Here is a 19,599-nt window from a genome sequence, read left to right as displayed (position 1 = left end):
ATAAACAGATTATTTCAATGCGCCAGTTGGATTATTCCCCTTATCCACCACCGTTTTAACGTTCCCGTCTAAATCAGAAACATAAATTTTGCTGTGCGTGTAAGGTTTTTCAGCCCCGCTGTAAAAAATCCGGTCATCAGCCGTAACAAAAACATAAGGAACATGCACACCTTTTGGTGAAATCCGCTGTATTTTTTTACTAACCAGATCTAAAATATAAACTGCTTCGCTTGGCCCTGTTAATCCGTTTAAAACATCGTTATTCCCTGCATTAAAAATTAACTTCGTTCCGTCTTTTGTGTAAAAGAAACGGTTGCTGCTTGCAATGGAAAATTCTTTCCCAATCAAATCGGATATCAGCTTGGTATTGATTAACTTTCCCGTGCGATCAAAGGTGTAAAGCTTGATCAGGTCCTGTCCGATGATTTCCTTTTCATTTTTCCAGGTTGGTGCATAAACATTTATTCCAGATGCACTATCCAGCATTACATATCCCGAATTATCAGTTTTAATAACACCTATCTTCCATAGGTTTTTACTGTTGAAAATATTGAAAGCGATCGAGCCTCCATCAGCAGACCACATGGCCTGATAATAATTATTGCTATTTACCTGCAATTTACCCTGACTTTTATTTTCCATATCGGCAATCCATACTGATCGGTTCCCAACAGAATCGCTCAGCGTATATGCCAATTTATTTCCATCAGGAGAAATCGCCGGATCGGTTGCGCCACCAAACGAAATCTGTTTCATGGTATCAATACTCGTGGCTACAATTTTATTCCCATCCTGATAGGCTATCGCGAAATTTTTACTGCTTAAAGAAACCGTATCTAAAACGGCTTTAGCATTTTCTTCTTCAGATTTATTGTTGCCGCAGGAAGTGAGTAATGCAACGCAGGGAATTAAAATAGAAACTAATGTGGTGCTGATTTTCGTCATATACAATTTTACAAATAGTTTTTGTGTATGCCGTTGCTGAGTGGACCAAGAAGCTATATTTTACTTAAAATATACTTTATATTGGCTCGTGTCCACACGAACCACAGCATATTTAAATCTTTTTCCTATCCGCATAACCGAAAACTTTTTGCAATAAGGTTGTACTCCTTGAGCTTAAATTGCCCCTAATTTTGAGTTCTTCCTTTGCAACTTCAACAAATAACCCATCTATCGCTTTTTGGGTAACATATTCCGTTAAGTTGGTATTTACGGGCCTTACCAAAGGCAAGCGATTGTATTGCGAAGTTAAATCGCTGTAATACTTAGTGGCATTAACCTTATTTAAACTTGTGGTTACAATCGGGCTGAATTTCTGAATCAGTTGTGCAGTAGTAACCCTTTTAAAATATTCGGTAGCTGCGTCTTTGCTACCCAACAGGATATTAGTGGCATCAGTTAAAGTCATCTGTTTAATAGCCGATATAAAAATAGGCTTTGCTTCGGTGGCAGCATCTTCAGCGGCACGGTTTAAACTTACAATCACATTATCGCAAAGTTTGTTCAAACCTATGCCACGTAATGTTTTTTCAACCTTTTGTGCTTCAGGAGGCATTAGAATTTTAACCGCCAGATTACCTAAAAAGCCATCTTTAACCGAAAGCCTGTCAACACCTGCAGAAACACCAATTTGTAGCGCTTCCTTAATCCCCTGTCCGATTTCAAAAGTAGATGGCGTTCCGGTAGCAGCTGTTGCGGCACCTTGTTTTTCGGTTACTTTTTTAAATATATCGCTCAGTTTAATCTGTGCGCTAACATTTAGGCTTGCAAATACCATCATGGTTAGTGATGCCGATAAAATATTAATCTTTCTCATTGTGTGTGTTTAATCATGCTTAGCAAAACAACGGCCATATTTTTATACTCAAAGATAAGTTTTTGTACATGGCAACAATATATCAAGAGCCTAAAGATGATTAGCAACGTAAATATTTCGGGCGTTCTCTTCCTAAAAAATTAGTTTATGTCCCATCACTCAGAAATATTTTTTATACTTGAAGGATAATTCGAAATAGCTACCATTTTTTGAGGTTTATAAAAAATACAGCTGGAAATTCCCAGCAAGATGATGCCAAACTGATTGCCGGGTATAAAAATACAGGTGATTTGGACGCGTTGGGTACGCTTTACAATAAATACATGCATTTGGTATTTGGGGTTTGCTTAAACTACTTCAAAGATGAAGAGCAAAGCAAGGATGCGGTGATGCAGATTTTTGAAGAACTGGTAACGAAGCTGAAAATACATGAGGTACAGAACTTTAAGAGCTGGCTTCATGTTTTAACGCGGAACCATTGTTTAATGGCATTACGGAAATCGGCGAAGCAAAATAATGTCTCCATAGACGATACTTTTGTGGAAAATACCGAGTTTGTGCATCTTGATATAGACAACACAAAAGAAACGCAGCTTACCATTATGGAAAAGTGTATGGAAACTTTGCCTGAAGAACAGCGAAAAAGCGTAGATTTATTTTATTTACAAGAAAAATGCTATAAAGAAGTGGCCGATATTACGGGCTACGACATGCTTAAAGTTAAGAGTTACATCCAAAATGGTAAGCGGAATTTAAAGATTTGTATAGAGAAAAACAGTAGTGAATAACGATTGGTTAGATATTGATGTACTGGAAGATTACCTGGATGGTAAGCTTGATGCTAAGGCTATGCATTTTGTAGAAAGGCAGGCTTTAGAAGATCCTTTCGTTGCTGAAGCATTAGAAGGACTGAAACAATCGCCCAAACGCAAACAAACACTTTCTATTTTACAAAAACAACTGTACGATCGTGTATCAGAAAAACCAATAAAACGCAAACTTTGGGGCATTACCACCCAAAGGTTAAGTATTGCGGCAACCGCAACTGTGGCTTTTATTGCGGTAAGCATTTTATTCTTTATGCGCGAAACCAACCGCAGGAATGCAGAACTTACTGCACATAAAAAAGAAGGTGTGTTAGTTCAGTTAGATAGTACAGCAACTGTTGCTTCGATCCAACCTGAAGTTAAAGAAGAGACCGTTACTCAGCACCATACAAAGGCAACTTTGCTTGATAAAGCAATTACAGCCGCAAAAACAGGTGATCTGGCAAAAAACACTAAAAAAAATCCTGTTGTAATACATGCGGAACAACAGGTTGCTGAAGCAAAAGCGGCAAAAATTGCAACCGATAATAGTCGCGCTAAAGCGATGAGCCGTATAAGCTTTGACAACTACAAACCAAGCCAGGTTACGCTAAGTGAGACTGTGGTGGCAGCAGAACCGGCAATAGGCTCGAGTAAAATTGCATTTAGTGGCAACGTGGTAAACCAAAGTAATGGTCAACCTGTTCAGGGAGCTGTGGTAAAGTTAGCTGGCTCTAAAAATGTAACAGCGACCAATGCCAAAGGCTATTTCTATTTACCTGCTGATAGTAATGCAAAAAATAAAGACTTATTGATTAATGCTATCGGTTTTAAAGAATTGCCTGTAGCTGGTTTGCAAGACCCTAATGCGATTAAAAATGCATTGAGTGGCAACAAATCATTAAACGAAATTGCTTTAATTACTGGTTCAAACGGGCATAAAAAAGAAAATATTGCTGCACCTAAAATTACACTGCGTGCGGAACAAAACCTGGATGGGAAATCGGCAGATGATATCACAAAGCCTATTCCGGTTTCTACTATTAACTATAGCCAATACTTAGAGAATAACAATAAGCTTTATAACCCTAAAGGCCCGGAGCAATTTGTGATTTTGAGCTTCAAAGTTAAAAGCAACGGGCGGCCTACCAATGTCACCGTTATAAAATCGCTGAACAAAAAAGCCGATGCAGAAGCGAAGCGGTTGATTCAGCAAGGTCCGGATTGGGTATTACCTAAAAAAGGAACTGATTCAGTAGAAATCAGTATTAAATTTTAAACTCTCTTATTAACTATCGGTTACACAAGGAAAATGCACAGAGGTTACGAGATTGGTGTAAATTATTGTTAAAATCCCCCAATGTTACGTTGCGTAAAACCCAATGGCCTCTGTGGTAAAAACACATCCAATGTACAAACTCCCAAATTTTACAGCTAATAGTCAAGATGAAGTTCTTGAATTTATGCATCAAAACACTTTTGTAACCTTAATTGGTTTCGATGGAACATTTCCTGTTGCTACACAAGTACCGGTTAAAACGGTAGTTAATGGCGAATCGATTAAACTGATTGGCCACGTTATGACCAAAACCGACCACTGTAAGGCTTTTGAACAAAATCCAAATGTAATGGCCATTTTTACCGGGCCCCACGCTTATATCAGTGCTTCAGTTTACGAAAAACCTGCCTCAGTTTCTACCTGGAATTATAAATCGGTTCAGGCCAAAGGCACTATCAGACTCATGGATTCGGAAGAAACTTATCAGGTAATCAAAGAACTAACAGATAAATATGAAAATCCTGCAACAAGTCCTGCTGCATTTAATAAAATGGATGAAGCATATATCCAGAAGCATTTAAAGGCCATTACAGGATTCGAAGTTTTGGTAGACCACATCGACCATGTTTTTAAAATGAGCCAAAACCATTCTATAAAAAATCAGGAAAGCATTATAGCAAATCTGGAGAAAAGGGAAGATCCCGTTGCAAAAGAAGTAGCGAAGGAAATGAAGAAGAATTTGTAAAACCTCACCTGTTTTTTACCACAGCGTGCGCAGGGAAAATGCGCAGAGGACACAGAGTGGCTTTTGTCAGTCTGAGCGGAGTCGAAGACTTGCCACGAAAACACAGCGTATTTTTACTTATAGCGCTCTCCCAAAATTCGGGACTGCGCTACATCCGACAGCTATCGGATCAGGACGACCTTCTCTGTTTACTCTGTGCAAACTCAATGCCCTCTGTGGTAAACAAAACATCGCTTTGCGAAAACTTAGCGTTCTTTGCGGTAAAAAAACACCAAAAAAAAGACCAAAGCTAACACCTTGGTCTTCTGAGTATATTAAAAGATTTGTCTTTATTTTAAGTAATAGATTACAGCATAAATAATGGCTGCTAATGTAGCCGAAACCGGAATGGTTAAAATCCATGCCCATATTAAGTTGATGGTTACCCCCCAACGTACAGCTGAAACACTTTTTACCACACCCACACCTACAATAGAACCTGTAATGGTATGCGTAGTAGAAACCGGAATACCGAAATGCTCTGTAATACCTAATGTAATCGCACCTGCACCTTCAGCAGCAACACCTTCAAGTGCTGTAACTTTAGTAATTTTAGACCCCATTGTTTTAACAATTTTCCAACCGCCACTCATGGTACCTAAAGAGATTGCCGAGTAACAGCAAATAGGCACCCAAGCGGGCATCGATTCGAAGTTTGGAATTACTTTCGATGCAATTAATGCTGTAGCAATAATACCCATTACCTTTTGCGCATCGTTACCACCATGGAAAAAACTTAATGCAGCAGAAGATAACAATTGCAGGCGTTTAAACCATTTCTCAGCAGTTGCCGGCTTCGCATAACGACAGATATTGATAATAATCAGAGTTAATACCACCGATATCACCATACCGATTATTGGTGCCAATACAATGAAAGAAACAATTTTTATTACATAACCCATGTTTACAGCATCAAGCGGACTAGCACCTGTAAGTAAAGCATGTGTCATACCTGCTCCAGCAAAACCACCGATTAAAGTGTGTGATGAACTTGAAGGAATACCATACCACCAGGTTAAAAGGTTCCAGATAATTGCAGCAACTAAACCTGCAAGAATAACTTCTAAAGTGATATAATTTTCAATTACCGTTTTAGCAACAGTATTGGCCACTTTGTGGTCGGTAAAATAAAAGTAAGCAGCGAAATTGAATAACGCAGCCCATAAAACTGCCTGAAAAGGCGTAAGAACTTTTGTAGAAACAACTGTTGCAATCGAATTAGCGGCATCGTGAAAGCCGTTAATGTAATCGAAAGCAATAGCCAGAATTACAACAACAACCAATAAGGTAGTTACCATGTTTGTTTTTTATTAAGCGTTTTTAACCAAGATAGTTTCAAGCACATTTGCCACATCCTCACACTTATCTGTTGCTTTTTCTATCGTTTGTAAAACCTCTTTTTGTTTAATTAATTCAATCGCATTGGTTTCATATTCAAACAAACGGGCAACCGCCAATGTAAATACATAATCAGCCTGGTTTTCGCCGCTGTTGATACGGATACAAGCATCAGCAATTACACGGATGTTTTTGAAACTACGTAATTCTTTAATTGCTTTATCAATATCGGTACACATTTCTACCAAAAGCTCAGCAATTTTAACAATCGGCTCGTTAATGGTGTTCATGTTGTACATCTGCATGCGGTTTGCAGTACCATAAATATAATCGGCAACATCATCAACAGCAGTTGCCAATTGGTGAATGTCTTCTCTATCAAATGGAGTGATAAAGTTCCTGCTCAGCTCAAGAAAAATTGAATGGGTAATATCATCACCAACGTGCTCTAAGCGCTCAATTTCTTTAAAAATTGTTTTTCTGCTTTCAGCATCACCCGTGCTAACCATTTCTAAAAGGGTTTCTGCAATTTTTAATGCATTGCTACCTGCCTGCTCGAAAAGCGGATGAAACTTTTTGTCTTGAGGTGTAAAGAACTTAAAAATATTGTTCATGTTAATTTTTAATATGTTGCAAAGCTACAAGCCCAATGTTAAGTTAATGTTAATTTCTTAATTATATTAACTAATTATCACCTCATTTAGTCAGGTATAGCTTATTTCAATAATTTTAGGTACCTGACAATGAAATAAATAGGTTTTCCGAAACATTATGAATAAGTTCTTCGGTTACGATAGCCCCGCTAAGTGCTTTATCCAGATGAAACATGTGCGAAATAGCATGCAAACCATAAATAGTTAAGAAATTGCTCAAACCAGGATGTTCGCTAACATCGGATTTATCAACAGCAGTAAATTGCTTTCCGAAACGAATCAGATGCCGTATTTTCCTTGCCTTCCGTGTTTCCGTGGCAAAAATTGAAGAATGATTATCAAGGTACTAAGCTACCCACCCTTTTGTAGCGTAAAAGCAAAGGTAGTACCTATTCCTGGTGTACTTCTTACCGAAATGGTTTGTTGGTGCGCCTCCAAAATATGTTTTACAATGGCTAAGCCTAAACCCGTACCCCCCACTTCTCGTGCCCGGTGGGTATCGATGCGATAAAAACGTTCAAATAAGCGTGACAAGTGTTTTTCTTCTATACCAATACCATTATCCGTAACTTCTATCAAAACCTGGTCGTGCAGTTCGAAAACCTTAATGGCTGTTTCCCCGCCATCAATGCCATACTTAATGCTATTTACCATTAAATTAATTAGAACCTGCCTGATCTTTTCTCGATCGGCAGAAACTAAGGTAATAGCAGTATACTTATCTTTAAAAAAGAGTTTAATGTTTTTTCCTTTGGCGCGGTCTTCGAGGTTTTCCATTACCTCTTTCGCCAATTGTACAAAATCGAATTTTTGATAGTTAATTGGCGATTCGCCCGTTTCTAACTTTGAAATAACGTCTAAATCATTAATTAAATAACTCAGTCGCTCTACATTATTTTCTGCTTTTTTTAGAAATAAAACAGCCTGATCTGGGTCATCTACCAAACAGTCTTGTAAGGTTTCGATATAACCTTGAATGGCAAAAAGTGGTGTTTTAAATTCATGCGAAACATTTGAAAGAAACTCTCTTCTAAACTGTTCCTGTTTTTTTAATAAATCTATTTCTTTTTTCTTTGCCCCTGCCCATTCCTTTACTTCTTGTTCTACATCATTAATCGGATCGGAACTCACATACTCGCCAAGTGCATCTTTTAAATCTTTACCCAATTTAAGGTTATGGATCAGCTTGTAGATGAGTTTAATTTTGGTGTAGATATACTTCTCCAGCAAATAATAAAAAACCAAAAAACTGCATAAAAACGACACGCCAAAAGAAATAGCCATGTAATACAGGCTATGCTGAAAATAAAAATTAACCATCCCGATGGAAAGACCAACGGCGAGAGCAGTAAATAAAACCAGCACACTTAATTTCATGCTGCAATTTAAAGTTTTTTATGTTAAATGTGTGTTAAGAGATAAAGGGGAATAAGTCATTTTTTACAGAATGTTAAAAAACAAAACGGGTTGTACCATAAGTTGTAATTCCATTCGAACTTGTCTCGTTGAGCTTTGCGAGACGTCTAAACAGGTCCTTCGACAGGCTATCAATGACAGACTCCACTAGCACGGTCGTCATTCCCGCGCAGGCGGGAATCTTAAAGCGCTTGCATTACGATTATTCATAAGTTTACCTTGTTTCAATGGCATTCATGAGCACTCCGTGGTTTCCAATCGAGTTGGGAATGACGATCTCGCGCAGCCTACCATTTGCCAAAAAGATCTGTCTTTTATATTGATTTTTATAAAATAAATTATCCCTAAGGATGACAATTCTATATTTATGATACAGCTTCGTGTTAAAAAACAAAAAAGCTTTCCTTTTCGAGGAAAGCTTTATAAAATACGGTAAGTATTACTTATTTCTTTGTCGAATCAGTTTTAGCCGGAGTGGAGGCTGCAGGTTTAGTGCTGTTTAAATTTCCGCCAAGTGGAGACGGTGATGGCGTTTTATCTAAACGCTCCTGAATAGCAGAGTTCCCAACTGCCGCACTACCGCCACTGGTTTTAGCAATTGTAGTAACGGCAAGGGTTAGTACCACTATTAGCGTTAACAATACCCACGATCCTTTTTCTAAAACATCGCCAGTACGTTGTACACCAAACATGTTACTGCCGCCACCGCCTGTAGCTAAACCTCCGCCTTTAGGATTTTGTATTAAAACAAATAAGCCTAAGGCTACACACGCAATAATTAATAAAATGATTAAAAAGGTTACCATGGTAATATTATATTTTAAAATTTCTTTTCTATAGATTGGATAAGGTCGGCAAAGTAACGGCTTTTTTCCGGATATTTCAAACTTAATTTTTTATAAGTATCTATGGCTTTGTGATAAAGCATTTGCTCGATATAAATTTTAGCTAAAGTCTCCGAAACAAGGTCGTAATTGTCTTCTGCACTTTTCTTTGCCTTATTTTCATTATCAATCTGTTCTGGCTTAGGGGGCTTGATCGTTGGATCTTCCTTTAAGAATTTCTCAATGATTTGGGCGCCCTTTGCATCTTTAATTTCGGCAGAAGGATATTCTGCTAAATGATCGGCTACCTCGAAAGGAGTTTGAATATGGAAGATATGCTCCACATACTGCTGCTGAAATTCAGCTCTTTCCTGCAGTTGATTATTTTGCGGCTGTGATTTTACCTTACCAGCGTTAGGGTGAGCATAAGGCTGAAAAATTTGTTCGTGTTCTTTACGGGTTTTAGCTAACCACCATAAAAACGTGTACGGAAGCTTATCGTCGTTGTATTGTGAAACAAAATTTCTTTCAGGCTCGTCAGGAACAACAGTTTCAATTTCTGGTGCGGTTGTAACCACATCGGTACTTAATTTCTGTTCAAAGGCAAAGAAATCGGTAGCAGCTACACTTTCATTAAAAGAATCATCATCTGCAGGCAAGTCCATTAAATGGCTATCAATACCTGGCAGGTGGTTTGGCGTTTCTACATTTACAGCCTGATTTGTAGATGAAGGGATATCATCTGTAAGTTCACTTATTTCTTCAAAAACTTCAGGCTCGTCCTGCGCATGCGTTGTAACGACTACATTAATTTCAGGATCCTTTTCCTGCTGGTCATCCTGGACGGCAACCATATTTAGCACATGGAACAATACATGCCCCTGACCATATAATGCCGCTTTTGGAATAAATGAAGCATTGGCTTTGGCCAAAAGTAAATGAATGGGCTGAGCATAAGGAAATTGCTGCGCCATTTCCTGCAACATGGATGCATGCTCTGGCCTAACCTTTCCAGGTTGCGCAAGTAAATCTGCCAGTAGCTTTTTGTTATCCATTATCCAGGTTTGCCGCTAAGTTAAAAAAATGTAGACGGGTTTTGAAAATTTTGTCTTTTAGAGTCCTGCTTTATTTACCACTGCGCAAATGCACGGTTAAAAATATCTTCAGATAATTGTTTGTTAATATTTTCGATAGCCCCAGGCAATAAGGTTTGAATTGGCGCCCCGTTGATGGGAAAATCAAAATATCTGGTAAAGCTCTCTTCAAAACTTTCTTTTTCGTGTTCTTTTATGTTATTCTTATATTTTACAGAAACGGTTATGGTTAATCTGTTTGCTCCCGAGGTTGGCGTAGCACTATTTTGAAGCGCAACCGGTTTAATATCGTAACCTGTTATTCTCCCCTCAAATGATGCATCTCCTTCACCTGTTGGAGAAATAATCAATTTGGTTTGGTTACGGATACGGCTTTTTAACGATTCAGTGATCTGGTTACTCAACGTTGGTACCACTAATGGTGCATTATTTTCAAATACCCGAACCACCACCGTTTTTAACCCTGTTGTTGATGCTCCACTAAATTTATAAGAGCACGCGCTAAAAACCGAGGCAAGCAGGATTATGGCAAATATTCTAATTTTCATCATTATCGAAAATGTTATCTAAGTTTTGGGAGACGTGCTTTTGCAGGTAATTAAAATAGCAATTTTAAAATTACAGGTTTAATTCTTTAATTTTCCTGTACAAGGTACGTTCTGAAATACCCAGTTCCTGAGCAGCAAACTTACGCTTACCCTTGTGTTTTTTTAACGCTTTTTTAATCAGATCCGATTCTTTATCCACTAAGGACAAGGATTCTTCTACTTCTTCGGCCTCGTGCGCAAAATAATCAGCATTGTTATTGTTGTTAATGTTATTATTATTGCTTGGCGTAGGTTGCTGGATGGTAAAGGCATGCTCTTGTCCTGCCGGCAATTCTACATCACGATACAGCTGATTGATATACTGCGGATTATCTGCCAAAACGGTAGCGGTATTTCCGCCGTGCTGAATAATTTCAGCAACGAGTTTTTTAAGCTCAACCATATCCTTTTTCATATCAAAAAGCACCTTGTACAAAATATCTCTTTCTGTAAAATCTTCTTTCGACTGAGCGTTAATCGCCATTGGCAAATTACTTCCAGCTTCGTTCGGGATATAGTTTAAAATGGCTTGCCCGGTAACATTCCGGTCTTTTTCCAATACGCAGATCTGCTCCGCAATATTTTTTAATTGGCGAACATTACCTGGCCAGCTGTAATTGGTTAAAATCTGGATGGCGTCTGGCTCCAGGTGTAACGCCGGACTACGGTATTTATCACTAAAATCGGCAGCGAATTTTCTGAATAATAAATAAATATCTTCTTTACGTTCTTGCAAAGCCGGTATGCGTAATGGAACAGTATTTAACCTGTAATATAAGTCTTCGCGAAATTTTCCGTTCTTAACGCGGTTATACACATCAACATTAGTGGCAGCAATAATGCGGACATCTGTTTTCTGTACTTTAGAAGACCCTACACGTAAGTATTCGCCACTTTCTAAAATACGCAGTAAACGTGCCTGCGTACCTAAAGGTAGTTCAGCAACCTCGTCTAAAAAGATGGTACCGCCATTCGCCACCTCAAAATATCCTTTACGGGCTTCGTGCGCACCGGTAAATGATCCTTTTTCGTGACCAAAAAGCTCAGAATCTATCGTTCCTTCAGGGATGGCACCACAGTTTACCGCTATAAAAGCACCGTGTTTACGCGCACTCATTTGATGGATAATCTGTGAGAATACCTCTTTACCACTACCACTTTCGCCTGTTATTAGTACCGACATATCGGTCGGTGCTACCTGGCTTGCAATATCTATGGCACGGTTAAGCAGAGGCGAATTGCCAATAATACCGAAACGTTGTTTAATATTTTGTGTATCCATTCTTTAGATTTGAGTTGGGATATGAGATATGAGACCTTAGGCCCCTTACCTTTTACCCTCAACCTTTTTAAACTATTTTACCAATTAACGTAGCAGATGTACATTTTTCGATATACACATTTGCATACTGGCCTGGTTTAACGCCATCAATGGCTGGGAAAATGGCCATCGCTCCGCTATCTCCTCTTCCGCAATAATCCAGATCAGATTTTTTTGAAGTGCCTTCAATCAAAACCCGAACGGTTTTACCCACCCACTCTTGCAAACGCATTAACGAATGTGCCTGTTGTTTGGCTAAGATCTCTGCTAAACGGCGTTTTTTCACTTCTTCAGGAATATCATCTTCCAATTTACGGGCGGCTAAAGTTCCTGGTCTTTCAGAGTAGGTAAAGTTATAAGCAAAATCATATTGCACATAATCCATCATACTCAGGGTTTCCTCATGTTCATCTTCAGTTTCTGTACAGAAACCGGCAATGATATCGGTAGAAATTGCACAACCTGGAATAATGTTGCGGATGGCGTCGATACGATTGATATACCATTCGCGGGTATAAGTCCTGTTCATTAACTCCAATATGCGGGTATTTCCTGATTGGACAGGCAAGTGGATATAATTACAGATGTTATCGTATTTAGCAATGGTATGTAAAACTTCGTCGGTAATATCTTTTGGATGCGAAGTAGAGAAACGTACCCTTAAATCCGGACTAACCAATGCTGTTTGCTCCAAAAGCTGCGCAAAGTTAACCGTTTCTGTTCCGTCTTCCGATGTCCAGGTGTACGAATCTACGTTTTGACCTAAAAGTGTAACTTCCCGGTAGCCCGCTTCAAATAAGCCCCTTGCTTCTTCTATAATAGAATGGGCATCGCGGCTTCGTTCGCGGCCACGGGTAAAAGGTACCACGCAGAAAGAACACATGTTATTACAACCACGGGTAATGGAAATGAAAGCGGTTATTCCGTTACTGTTTAAACGAACCGGACTAATATCAGCATAGGTTTCTTCGCGAGATAATAAAACATTAACTGCTTTATGTCCGCTTTCTACCTGCTCAATTAAGTTAGGCAGATCGCGGTAAGCATCAGGTCCTACCACTACATCAACCAAACGTTCTTCTTCCAAAAATTTAGATTTTAAACGTTCTGCCATGCAGCCCAAAACCCCAACAATTAATTTCGGGTTACGGCGTTTTTCGACACCAAACTGTGATAGTCGGTTTCTAACCCTGGTTTCTGCGTTTTCGCGGATTGAGCAGGTATTAATGAAGATTACATCAGCCTGGTGATAATCCCCCGTGGTTTCAAATCCAGTTTCCGATAAAATAGAGGCCACGATTTCACTATCCGCGAAATTCATTGCACAACCGTAACTTTCGATATATAATTTACGGGCATCGGCTTTAATCGGTGTATCTAAAATTAAAGCTTCACCTTGCCTGGCTTCATCGTGCGTCTTATCCTGTACTTGTAAATCAATCATTATTTAAAAAATATTGGGGATTGCAAAAATACATAAATAAAATTAAAAGTGACAAATTGACATATTTTGTTTAAATGTTTACAGTATGATTATGATAAAACAGTAAGCAGGCCCCATTAAACCATATGCTACTATGAGGAGATTTTACTTACGATCGCCCTCACCTAGCTAGCCCTGGCGAAGCGGTACACTGCAGGCCCGGAGGCACGACGGCCGAAGCGTACAAGCGAAGCAAAGGAACAAACGATATTACTTGTACTGCACTTGCGCTCCAAATTAATAGTTCATCGTTATAAAACGAGTCAGGATTTTTTTTGGAAATGCAGGCTTCGGTGTCGATGGCAGGATACAGCCCCGCCCCCGCTTCTGCCCCAATTGAAAAAATTGTGGCATCCCACTACGGTCGGGTTTAGATTACATCTGTTTTTGCTACTATGAGGGGTTTTCCATACCACAGGCCTAACCAATTTAGCCCTTGGCGAAGCGGTACCCTGCAGGCCCGGAGGTACGACGGCCGAAGCGTACAAGCGTAGCAAAGGACCAAATGATGTTGCTTACCCTGCCCTTGCGCTCCAAATTAATAGTTCCGCTTTATAAATGAGCCAGGATGTTTTTGGAAATGCAAGCTTCGGTGCCGATGTGGCGATGCAGCTCCGCCCCCGCTTCTGCCCCAATTGGAAAAATTGTGGCATTCCGCTACGGCCGGGTTTAGGTTACATCTGTTCTTGCTACTATGAGGGGGTTTCCATACCACAGGCCTAACCAATCTAGCCCTTTGCAAAGCGGTACCCTGCAGGCCCGGAGGTACGACGGCCGAAGCGTACAAGCGAAGCAAAGGAACAAACGATGTTGCTTACCCCGCCCTTGCGCTCCAAAAAATAATTTTAACAATAATGCAGCAACAGTACCTCCTCTTTGGTCTTTCGGCTTTTGCCTTGCCCCTAAAAAACCTTTCGCTCTTCTATATGTTACCTATTGATAAGCCATAATAAATGACAGCTCAACATAGAAATAAAGTTTGGATCTGGATAGGAAGCATATTCGGTATATTGATCTTAATTGTGGCATTTGGGGCTATGTTTTTAAGCGCCAGATGGAAGCCTGTATTGACCGAAAAAATTAAGGCTGGTGTTTATAATGGCTCCCATCATCTATACCGGATAGATTTTAAAAGCATTAACTTAAATGTAATTACAGGTAGTTTAGCTCTGCGCGATGTTACGCTAACACCCGATACTGCTGTTTTTGATAGCTTAAAGAAAAAACAATTGGCTCCCGCCCATACTTTCGAAATTAAATTAAAGAAACTGCAGATTACAAGGGTTGGAATACTAACGGCCTACTTTAAAAAACGGATAGATGTAAGGGAAATTCTTTTACAGCAGCCCTCCATCAACATGATTTTTAACAAGGTGACCAAGAAACCCGATACCATAAAAGATGAAAAATCGCTTTATGAGCAGATTTCCAAAACCTTTAAATCGGTACGTGTTAAAAGCATCAAAATTGTAGATGCAGATTTCGATTATATCAACAAAACCGCAGCAAAAAAAACCAAAAACTCGATCAAACACCTTGATATTAACATTAACGATTTCTTGTTGGATTCGCTTTCAGGAAGCGATACAACGAGGTTTTACGATACCAAAGATGCATCATTTCAGATTGCAGGTTATAAATCGGTAACAAAAGATAAAATGTACTCCATGAAAGTGGATACCATTAAAGGCTCTACCTCATCAAAAAAAATAACGGTTAAAGGATTTAAACTTACACCATTGTACGATGAACTTACTTTTGCAAGAAAATACAATATCCAGAAAGACCGGTACAATTTAAGCTTTGATAAAATAGAATTTAATGGCGTGGATTTTATTGGTTTAAATACCGACCAGAAACTATATGCAAAATCGTTGAAGATTGGTCCGGCCAATGTAGAAGTTTTTATGAGCCGCGAATCGCCACCGCCGCCGGGCTTTGATAAAGGCCGAAACTATCCCCATATAGCACTGAAAAGGTTAAACATGCCCATCCTGATTGATACCATAAAGCTGAAAGATATTCATGTTAAATATGCTGAGTTTAACCCTGCAAGTAAAAAAATTGGATCAGTTGACTTTAACGCGTTAACAGGAAACATTTTAAATGTAACCAATGATAGCTTACAATTGAACAAAAAGAATCATGCCCAGGCAGATTTAAACGCGCTTTTAATGGGCACCGGAAAGCTGAATGTAAAAATCGATTTCAACCTAACCGATCAAAATGGCGCTTTTACCTACAGCGGGCGTTTGGGCAAATTTGATATGAAAAATCTAAATCCTTTATCTAAAGCGCTGGGCTTGGTAGAAATAGAAAGTGGAGACATACAACATATCGATTTTAAGGCGAATGGAAATTTAAGATCAGCAACCGGTTCTATGAATATGTTGTACACGAACCTGAAAGTAAAACTCTTATCAGACAATATTGATGGGGAAGGAACTAAAGAAAAAGGATTTTTATCTTTTTTGGCTAATACCATTTTAGTTAAAGATGAAAATCCACAAAAAGGCGAAGCACCCAGAACAGCAAACATGACGAATACCAGGATTAATTCTGCCTCTTTTTTTAACCTGATGTGGAAAACCGTTTTTGTAGGCATAAAGGATATTGTAGGTGTTGGAATAGTACCTGAAAAGGATCCGGTAAAACAACAGAAAGTAATTGCAAAAAAAATAAGGCAACAAAAACGGGTAGACAGAAAAGCTGCAAGAAAAGCCCGAAGAGAAAAAAACTGATCTTACATTTTTCAAATATATGTATATAACCGTATATTGCTGGTAAACCACAATTTCTCATTTTTTAATGCCTGAGACCAAAAGATACCGTTATAAAGTTTTTAAATGGATTGTGTGTACACTAATCAGTGTTTTTATCGTACTTGCAGGCGTAGCCTGGTTGTTAAATGTAAAGTCTCGCCCTATTTTAACTGACAGGATCAAAACACTGCTCTATAAATCAACCGATAGTTTATATACCATTAGTTTTACCAAGGTTTCTACAAATGTTTTTACGGGCAATGCCACTTTACAGAATGTAAAAATAACGCCCGATACCAATCGGTTCAGACAACTTATAGCCTTAAAAAGAGCGCCAAACAATTTATATACTGTTTCTTTAAAAAAACTGGTGGTGAAGCGCTTCCATCCGTTAACCTTATACCGCGAAAAAAAACTGCAGTTAGAGGAAATCATATTTGATAAACCTGAAGTAACCATGGTTAATCAGCAATTTGCTTTTAATGAAGGGCGTGCGCCCAGGCCCATTAAATCACCTTACGATATCATCTCTAAAAACCTGAAAGAGTTTAGCATTAAAACCATCCGTTTTAAAGATGTAAGTTTTAAGTATGTGAATAAAAATGTACCCAATTCAGTACCTTTCAATATTGACGACCTTAACATTACGCTAACCGATTTGCTGGTTGATTCTACCTCTGCAGATGATCCGAGCCGGTTTTACCTGCTAAAAGATATCGTAATCAACCTGAATAACTATGTGTACCGCACACCTGATAAAATGTACGATATCAAGCTTGATCAGCTTGATTTCAGGGCTATTACAGGTAAGCTAAGGATAAATAGCTTTGCGCTGGTTCCGTTATATGATGAAATGAAATTTGGCAAGGTTGCGGGGTATGCCAGAGAGCGTTTTGATATTGGCATGCGCGATATTATGCTCAATGGCATCGACTTACCGCTTTACATCAGCAAACAGGAGCTATGGGCAAAAGAGATGGCCATTGCTAACGGTTTTATATCTGTTTTTAACCAAAATGGGCTCCCGGGTAGACCACAGGAGAATAAGATCGGTAAATTTCCCCACCAGCTTTTGCAGCTCGTTCGTGCGCCTATTCTGGTCCAGAAAATCCAGCTGAAAGATGTAAATGTTAACTATTCTGTTTTTAACAGTGAAAGTAATCAAAGAGGCCGGATCAGTTTTGAAAACACCTCTGGAATTATAAAAAATGCCACCAACCTTGATAATATTAAGGCCATAAACCCAATAATGGAGGTTAACTTAAATACTTATTTATTTGGCCAAGGAAAACTTGATGTGAACTTTATATTTGACCTTAAGGCTAAAGACGGTGCATTTTCATACCATGGAGTTTTACACAATTTTAATGCGCGGGTTTTAAATCAGATTACCAAACCACTTGGCCTGGTACGTATTAACCGAGGGAATGTAGATAAATTGAAGTTCAATTTTAAGGCAAACGATTCAGGCACAAAAGGAACGGTAGCATTCTCCTATTACGACCTTTCTGTAGCGTTGATGAAAAATGACCCCGAAAAAGATCATTTGGTTACCCGCGGTTTTCTATCTTTCTTAGCCAATGCTTTAATCATCAAATCTGAAAACCCCGGTGCAGATGGCAAGCTGGTACCTGTAACCGTAAATTACAGCAGGCCTTCGAATACCTCTTTTTTCAACATGATCTGGAAGGGCCTTTTTACCGGGATAAAGTATAGCATTGGTATTACTGAAGAAAAGCAGAATAAGGTACGTGAGCATATTGCAAAGTTTAAGGCCATGCGGGCCAATCATTTACAACGGAAACAAAAACGTTTAGAACGCCGGATAAAGCGTGAGCAAAATGAAAAGCGATAAACATGTTGTAACCTTTTCTTATCTTTATTCTCTAAACCTTAAACTAAAATTATGATTATTGCCCTCGTTATTATCGGATTCATCTTTCTTATTGGGATTTTCTTTTACAACTCGCTTATTGGGAAGAAAAACCAGGTAACAAATGCCTTCTCGGCCATTGATGTAATGCTTAAAAAACGGTTCGACCTTATTCCAAACCTTGTTGAAGTAGTAAAACAGTACACTACTTACGAGCAGGGAACCTTAACCAAAATAGTTGAACTGAGATCAAAAGCAGGCTCACCAAATATCAGCAATGCAGAAAAAGCAGATTTAGATGCGCAATTAAGCAGCAATGTGAGGGGTTTGATGGTCAACATTGAAAATTACCCTGATTTAAAAGCCAATACCAATTTTATTAACCTGCAAACGACCTGGACAGAAAGCGAAGAACAGATTGCCGCTGCCAGAAGAACCTATAATGCTTCGGTAACCGATTATAATAATTCAATTATGATGTTTCCAGGCAGTTTATTTGCCGGAATGTTAAACTTCCAGGCAATTGCTGTTTTAGAAACCGCAGCTGAAGAGCGCAAAAATATTAGTGCAAAAGAGCTTTTCAATAATTAATGTCGTTCGATATTGCAAATAATGTAGCCTTGCAGCAAGTTTTGGCTACAATGGAGGTAGAGCGCAAAAGAATTGCCGGTACCCAAACTAAAGGCTATATCTTTATTGCCGCAGGTATTCTGCTTTGTATTCTCGGCTTTTTCCTGGGGTTTCCTATTCCTGGCGTAATTAGTGGCTTAGTACCTGTTATTTACGGCGGAGTTTTGTTATTTAAGATCAACGATTCTTTAACAGCTTACCAGAATGCCTACAAGACAAATGTAATTGGTGCTGCCCTTAAGTTTTTAGACGAAAGCTTATCAATTAATCCCTACCGGGGAATTGAAGCTTCGGAGTTTATGTACACGCAGTTGTTTAGCAATGAGCCTGATCGTTATAAAACAGAAGATTTAGTAATGGGATGTGCTGATAAAACCCGGTTTTACTTTGCTGAAGTACATGCTGAATATAAAACAGTAACCGAAACAAAAGACGGAAGGCGAACAGAGTGGCACGACATTTTTAGAGGAATTATCTTTGCTGCCGATTTTAACAAGAAATTTAATGGCATAACCATCGTCAGACCAAAAGATTTTGGAACAGCTTTTGGCGCATGGTTTTCAAAAAACCTGTTTTCTTTTGGCAGTAATGACGTTATACAACTGGAGAATGTAGAATTTGATAAGACCTTTGTAACTTATGGTTCAGATCAGGTCGAATCCAGGTATATCCTTACACCCGCCATGATGGAGCGGATACTAAGCCTCAATCATCAAACCAAATATAACATCAGTTTATCCTTTATCGAATCGAGGATGTATATCGCTTTCCCCTTGAACCGGAATTATTTTGAGGCACCTGTTTTTAAATCTTTATTAAATCCAGAAACTGTAAATCAAGATATTTCTACCATCAATTTTATGTATGATATTGTCAAGGAGCTGGATCTGAATACAAGGATTTGGGGTAAGGAATAATGGATAGTGT

General features: G+C 38.8%; 18 protein-coding genes. 7 read left to right on the top strand and 11 right to left on the bottom strand.

Features of this window, described 5'->3' with window-relative positions:
* Positions 1 to 9 precede the first annotated feature (9 nt).
* Both FFJ24_RS22450 and FFJ24_RS22445 read right to left on the bottom strand, forming a co-directional pair.
* On the bottom strand, positions 10 to 945 hold the full coding sequence (locus tag FFJ24_RS22450) for a PD40 domain-containing protein (protein WP_138819362.1): 936 nt from the start codon (positions 943 to 945) through the stop codon (positions 10 to 12).
* Between the two features lie 112 nt (positions 946 to 1,057).
* Positions 1,058 to 1,819, bottom strand: coding sequence for a DUF4197 domain-containing protein (locus FFJ24_RS22445; RefSeq protein ID WP_138819361.1), 762 nt, complete (start codon positions 1,817 to 1,819; stop codon positions 1,058 to 1,060).
* A gap of 209 nt (positions 1,820 to 2,028) precedes the next feature.
* Between FFJ24_RS22445 and FFJ24_RS22440 the strand changes: the two genes are divergently transcribed.
* The 3 genes from FFJ24_RS22440 to FFJ24_RS22430 all read left to right on the top strand — a co-directional run bounded on the left by FFJ24_RS22440 (position 2,029) and on the right by FFJ24_RS22430 (position 4,649).
* Positions 2,029 to 2,607, top strand: a complete 579-nt coding sequence (locus FFJ24_RS22440) for an RNA polymerase sigma factor (RefSeq protein ID WP_138819360.1) — start codon at positions 2,029 to 2,031, stop codon at positions 2,605 to 2,607.
* Positions 2,600 to 3,904, top strand: a complete 1,305-nt coding sequence (locus FFJ24_RS22435; protein WP_138819359.1) for a carboxypeptidase-like regulatory domain-containing protein — start codon at positions 2,600 to 2,602, stop codon at positions 3,902 to 3,904. The genes FFJ24_RS22440 and FFJ24_RS22435 overlap by 8 nt, the downstream gene beginning before the upstream one ends.
* Before the next feature lie 130 nt (positions 3,905 to 4,034).
* A complete protein-coding gene (locus tag FFJ24_RS22430) occupies positions 4,035 to 4,649 on the top strand; it encodes an FMN-binding negative transcriptional regulator (protein ID WP_168202535.1) in 615 nt (204 codons plus the stop codon).
* A 329-nt stretch (positions 4,650 to 4,978) separates the two neighbouring features.
* Here the strand turns inward: FFJ24_RS22430 and FFJ24_RS22425 are convergent, their stop codons facing one another.
* From FFJ24_RS22425 to miaB, 9 genes are all read right to left on the bottom strand, one after another.
* Positions 4,979 to 5,989 carry an inorganic phosphate transporter gene (locus tag FFJ24_RS22425; RefSeq protein ID WP_138819357.1) on the bottom strand — a complete coding sequence of 337 codons (1,011 nt, stop codon included), beginning with the start codon at positions 5,987 to 5,989 and terminating at the stop codon, positions 4,979 to 4,981.
* Positions 5,990 to 6,001: 12 nt separating this feature from the next.
* The gene (locus FFJ24_RS22420; RefSeq protein ID WP_186828578.1) at positions 6,002 to 6,643 is read right to left on the bottom strand and encodes a DUF47 domain-containing protein; all 642 of its coding nucleotides are present in this window, start codon (positions 6,641 to 6,643) and stop codon (positions 6,002 to 6,004) included.
* Positions 6,644 to 6,758: 115 nt separating this feature from the next.
* Positions 6,759 to 6,902 carry a hypothetical protein gene (locus FFJ24_RS26365; RefSeq protein ID WP_210419410.1) on the bottom strand — a complete coding sequence of 48 codons (144 nt, stop codon included), beginning with the start codon at positions 6,900 to 6,902 and terminating at the stop codon, positions 6,759 to 6,761.
* Between the two features lie 131 nt (positions 6,903 to 7,033).
* A complete protein-coding gene (locus FFJ24_RS22415; RefSeq protein WP_138819356.1) occupies positions 7,034 to 8,059 on the bottom strand; it encodes a cell wall metabolism sensor histidine kinase WalK in 1,026 nt (341 codons plus the stop codon).
* Between the two features lie 482 nt (positions 8,060 to 8,541).
* The gene (secG, locus tag FFJ24_RS22410; protein ID WP_132395957.1) at positions 8,542 to 8,904 is read right to left on the bottom strand and encodes a preprotein translocase subunit SecG; all 363 of its coding nucleotides are present in this window, start codon (positions 8,902 to 8,904) and stop codon (positions 8,542 to 8,544) included.
* Between the two features lie 14 nt (positions 8,905 to 8,918).
* Positions 8,919 to 9,977, bottom strand: a complete 1,059-nt coding sequence (locus tag FFJ24_RS22405; protein WP_138819355.1) for a hypothetical protein — start codon at positions 9,975 to 9,977, stop codon at positions 8,919 to 8,921.
* 74 nt (positions 9,978 to 10,051) lie between these two features.
* Positions 10,052 to 10,567 (bottom strand): LptE family protein, encoded by a 516-nt coding sequence (locus tag FFJ24_RS22400; RefSeq protein WP_371716931.1) that lies wholly within the window; start codon positions 10,565 to 10,567, stop codon positions 10,052 to 10,054.
* A gap of 67 nt (positions 10,568 to 10,634) precedes the next feature.
* Entirely contained in the window at positions 10,635 to 11,885 is a 1,251-nt protein-coding gene (locus tag FFJ24_RS22395) for a sigma 54-interacting transcriptional regulator (protein WP_138819354.1), read from the bottom strand.
* Between the two features lie 67 nt (positions 11,886 to 11,952).
* Positions 11,953 to 13,368, bottom strand: a complete 1,416-nt coding sequence (miaB, locus tag FFJ24_RS22390) for a tRNA (N6-isopentenyl adenosine(37)-C2)-methylthiotransferase MiaB (RefSeq protein WP_138819353.1) — start codon at positions 13,366 to 13,368, stop codon at positions 11,953 to 11,955.
* Between the two features lie 992 nt (positions 13,369 to 14,360).
* Between miaB and FFJ24_RS22385 the strand changes: the two genes are divergently transcribed.
* The 4 genes from FFJ24_RS22385 to FFJ24_RS22370 all read left to right on the top strand — a co-directional run bounded on the left by FFJ24_RS22385 (position 14,361) and on the right by FFJ24_RS22370 (position 19,589).
* Entirely contained in the window at positions 14,361 to 16,148 is a 1,788-nt protein-coding gene (locus FFJ24_RS22385; protein ID WP_138819352.1) for a DUF748 domain-containing protein, read from the top strand.
* A gap of 67 nt (positions 16,149 to 16,215) precedes the next feature.
* Complete coding sequence (locus tag FFJ24_RS22380; protein ID WP_138819351.1) at positions 16,216 to 18,024, top strand: hypothetical protein; 1,809 nt, start codon at positions 16,216 to 16,218, stop codon at positions 18,022 to 18,024.
* 51 nt (positions 18,025 to 18,075) lie between these two features.
* Complete coding sequence (locus FFJ24_RS22375) at positions 18,076 to 18,633, top strand: LemA family protein (protein WP_138819350.1); 558 nt, start codon at positions 18,076 to 18,078, stop codon at positions 18,631 to 18,633.
* Positions 18,633 to 19,589, top strand: coding sequence for a DUF3137 domain-containing protein (locus tag FFJ24_RS22370; protein ID WP_138819349.1), 957 nt, complete (start codon positions 18,633 to 18,635; stop codon positions 19,587 to 19,589). The genes FFJ24_RS22375 and FFJ24_RS22370 overlap by 1 nt, the downstream gene beginning before the upstream one ends.
* Positions 19,590 to 19,599 lie beyond the last annotated feature (10 nt).

It is taken from the genome of Pedobacter sp. KBS0701, assembly GCF_005938645.2.
Lineage (GTDB): Bacteria > Bacteroidota > Bacteroidia > Sphingobacteriales > Sphingobacteriaceae > Pedobacter.
The sequence above is the reverse complement of the archived record's forward strand: the minus strand, read 5'-3'. Positions and strand labels throughout refer to the sequence as shown.

What these genes read in the sequence shown, in the direction of transcription:
- FFJ24_RS22415 (WP_138819356.1), bottom strand. Translation starts at nt 8,059, where the DNA reads ATGAAATTAAGTGTGCTGGTTTTATTTACTGCTCTCGCCGTTGGTCTT.
- FFJ24_RS22370 (WP_138819349.1), top strand. Translation starts at nt 18,633, where the DNA reads ATGTCGTTCGATATTGCAAATAATGTAGCCTTGCAGCAAGTTTTGGCT.
- FFJ24_RS22405 (WP_138819355.1), bottom strand. Translation starts at nt 9,977, where the DNA reads ATGGATAACAAAAAGCTACTGGCAGATTTACTTGCGCAACCTGGAAAG.
- FFJ24_RS22425 (WP_138819357.1), bottom strand. Translation starts at nt 5,989, where the DNA reads ATGGTAACTACCTTATTGGTTGTTGTTGTAATTCTGGCTATTGCTTTC.
- miaB (WP_138819353.1), bottom strand. Translation starts at nt 13,368, where the DNA reads ATGATTGATTTACAAGTACAGGATAAGACGCACGATGAAGCCAGGCAA.
- FFJ24_RS22400 (WP_371716931.1), bottom strand. Translation starts at nt 10,567, where the DNA reads ATGATGAAAATTAGAATATTTGCCATAATCCTGCTTGCCTCGGTTTTT.
- FFJ24_RS22395 (WP_138819354.1), bottom strand. Translation starts at nt 11,885, where the DNA reads ATGGATACACAAAATATTAAACAACGTTTCGGTATTATTGGCAATTCG.
- FFJ24_RS22380 (WP_138819351.1), top strand. Translation starts at nt 16,216, where the DNA reads ATGCCTGAGACCAAAAGATACCGTTATAAAGTTTTTAAATGGATTGTG.
- FFJ24_RS22445 (WP_138819361.1), bottom strand. Translation starts at nt 1,819, where the DNA reads ATGAGAAAGATTAATATTTTATCGGCATCACTAACCATGATGGTATTT.
- FFJ24_RS22420 (WP_186828578.1), bottom strand. Translation starts at nt 6,643, where the DNA reads ATGAACAATATTTTTAAGTTCTTTACACCTCAAGACAAAAAGTTTCAT.
- FFJ24_RS22385 (WP_138819352.1), top strand. Translation starts at nt 14,361, where the DNA reads ATGACAGCTCAACATAGAAATAAAGTTTGGATCTGGATAGGAAGCATA.
- FFJ24_RS22375 (WP_138819350.1), top strand. Translation starts at nt 18,076, where the DNA reads ATGATTATTGCCCTCGTTATTATCGGATTCATCTTTCTTATTGGGATT.
- FFJ24_RS22430 (WP_168202535.1), top strand. Translation starts at nt 4,035, where the DNA reads ATGTACAAACTCCCAAATTTTACAGCTAATAGTCAAGATGAAGTTCTT.
- secG (WP_132395957.1), bottom strand. Translation starts at nt 8,904, where the DNA reads ATGGTAACCTTTTTAATCATTTTATTAATTATTGCGTGTGTAGCCTTA.
- FFJ24_RS22450 (WP_138819362.1), bottom strand. Translation starts at nt 945, where the DNA reads ATGACGAAAATCAGCACCACATTAGTTTCTATTTTAATTCCCTGCGTT.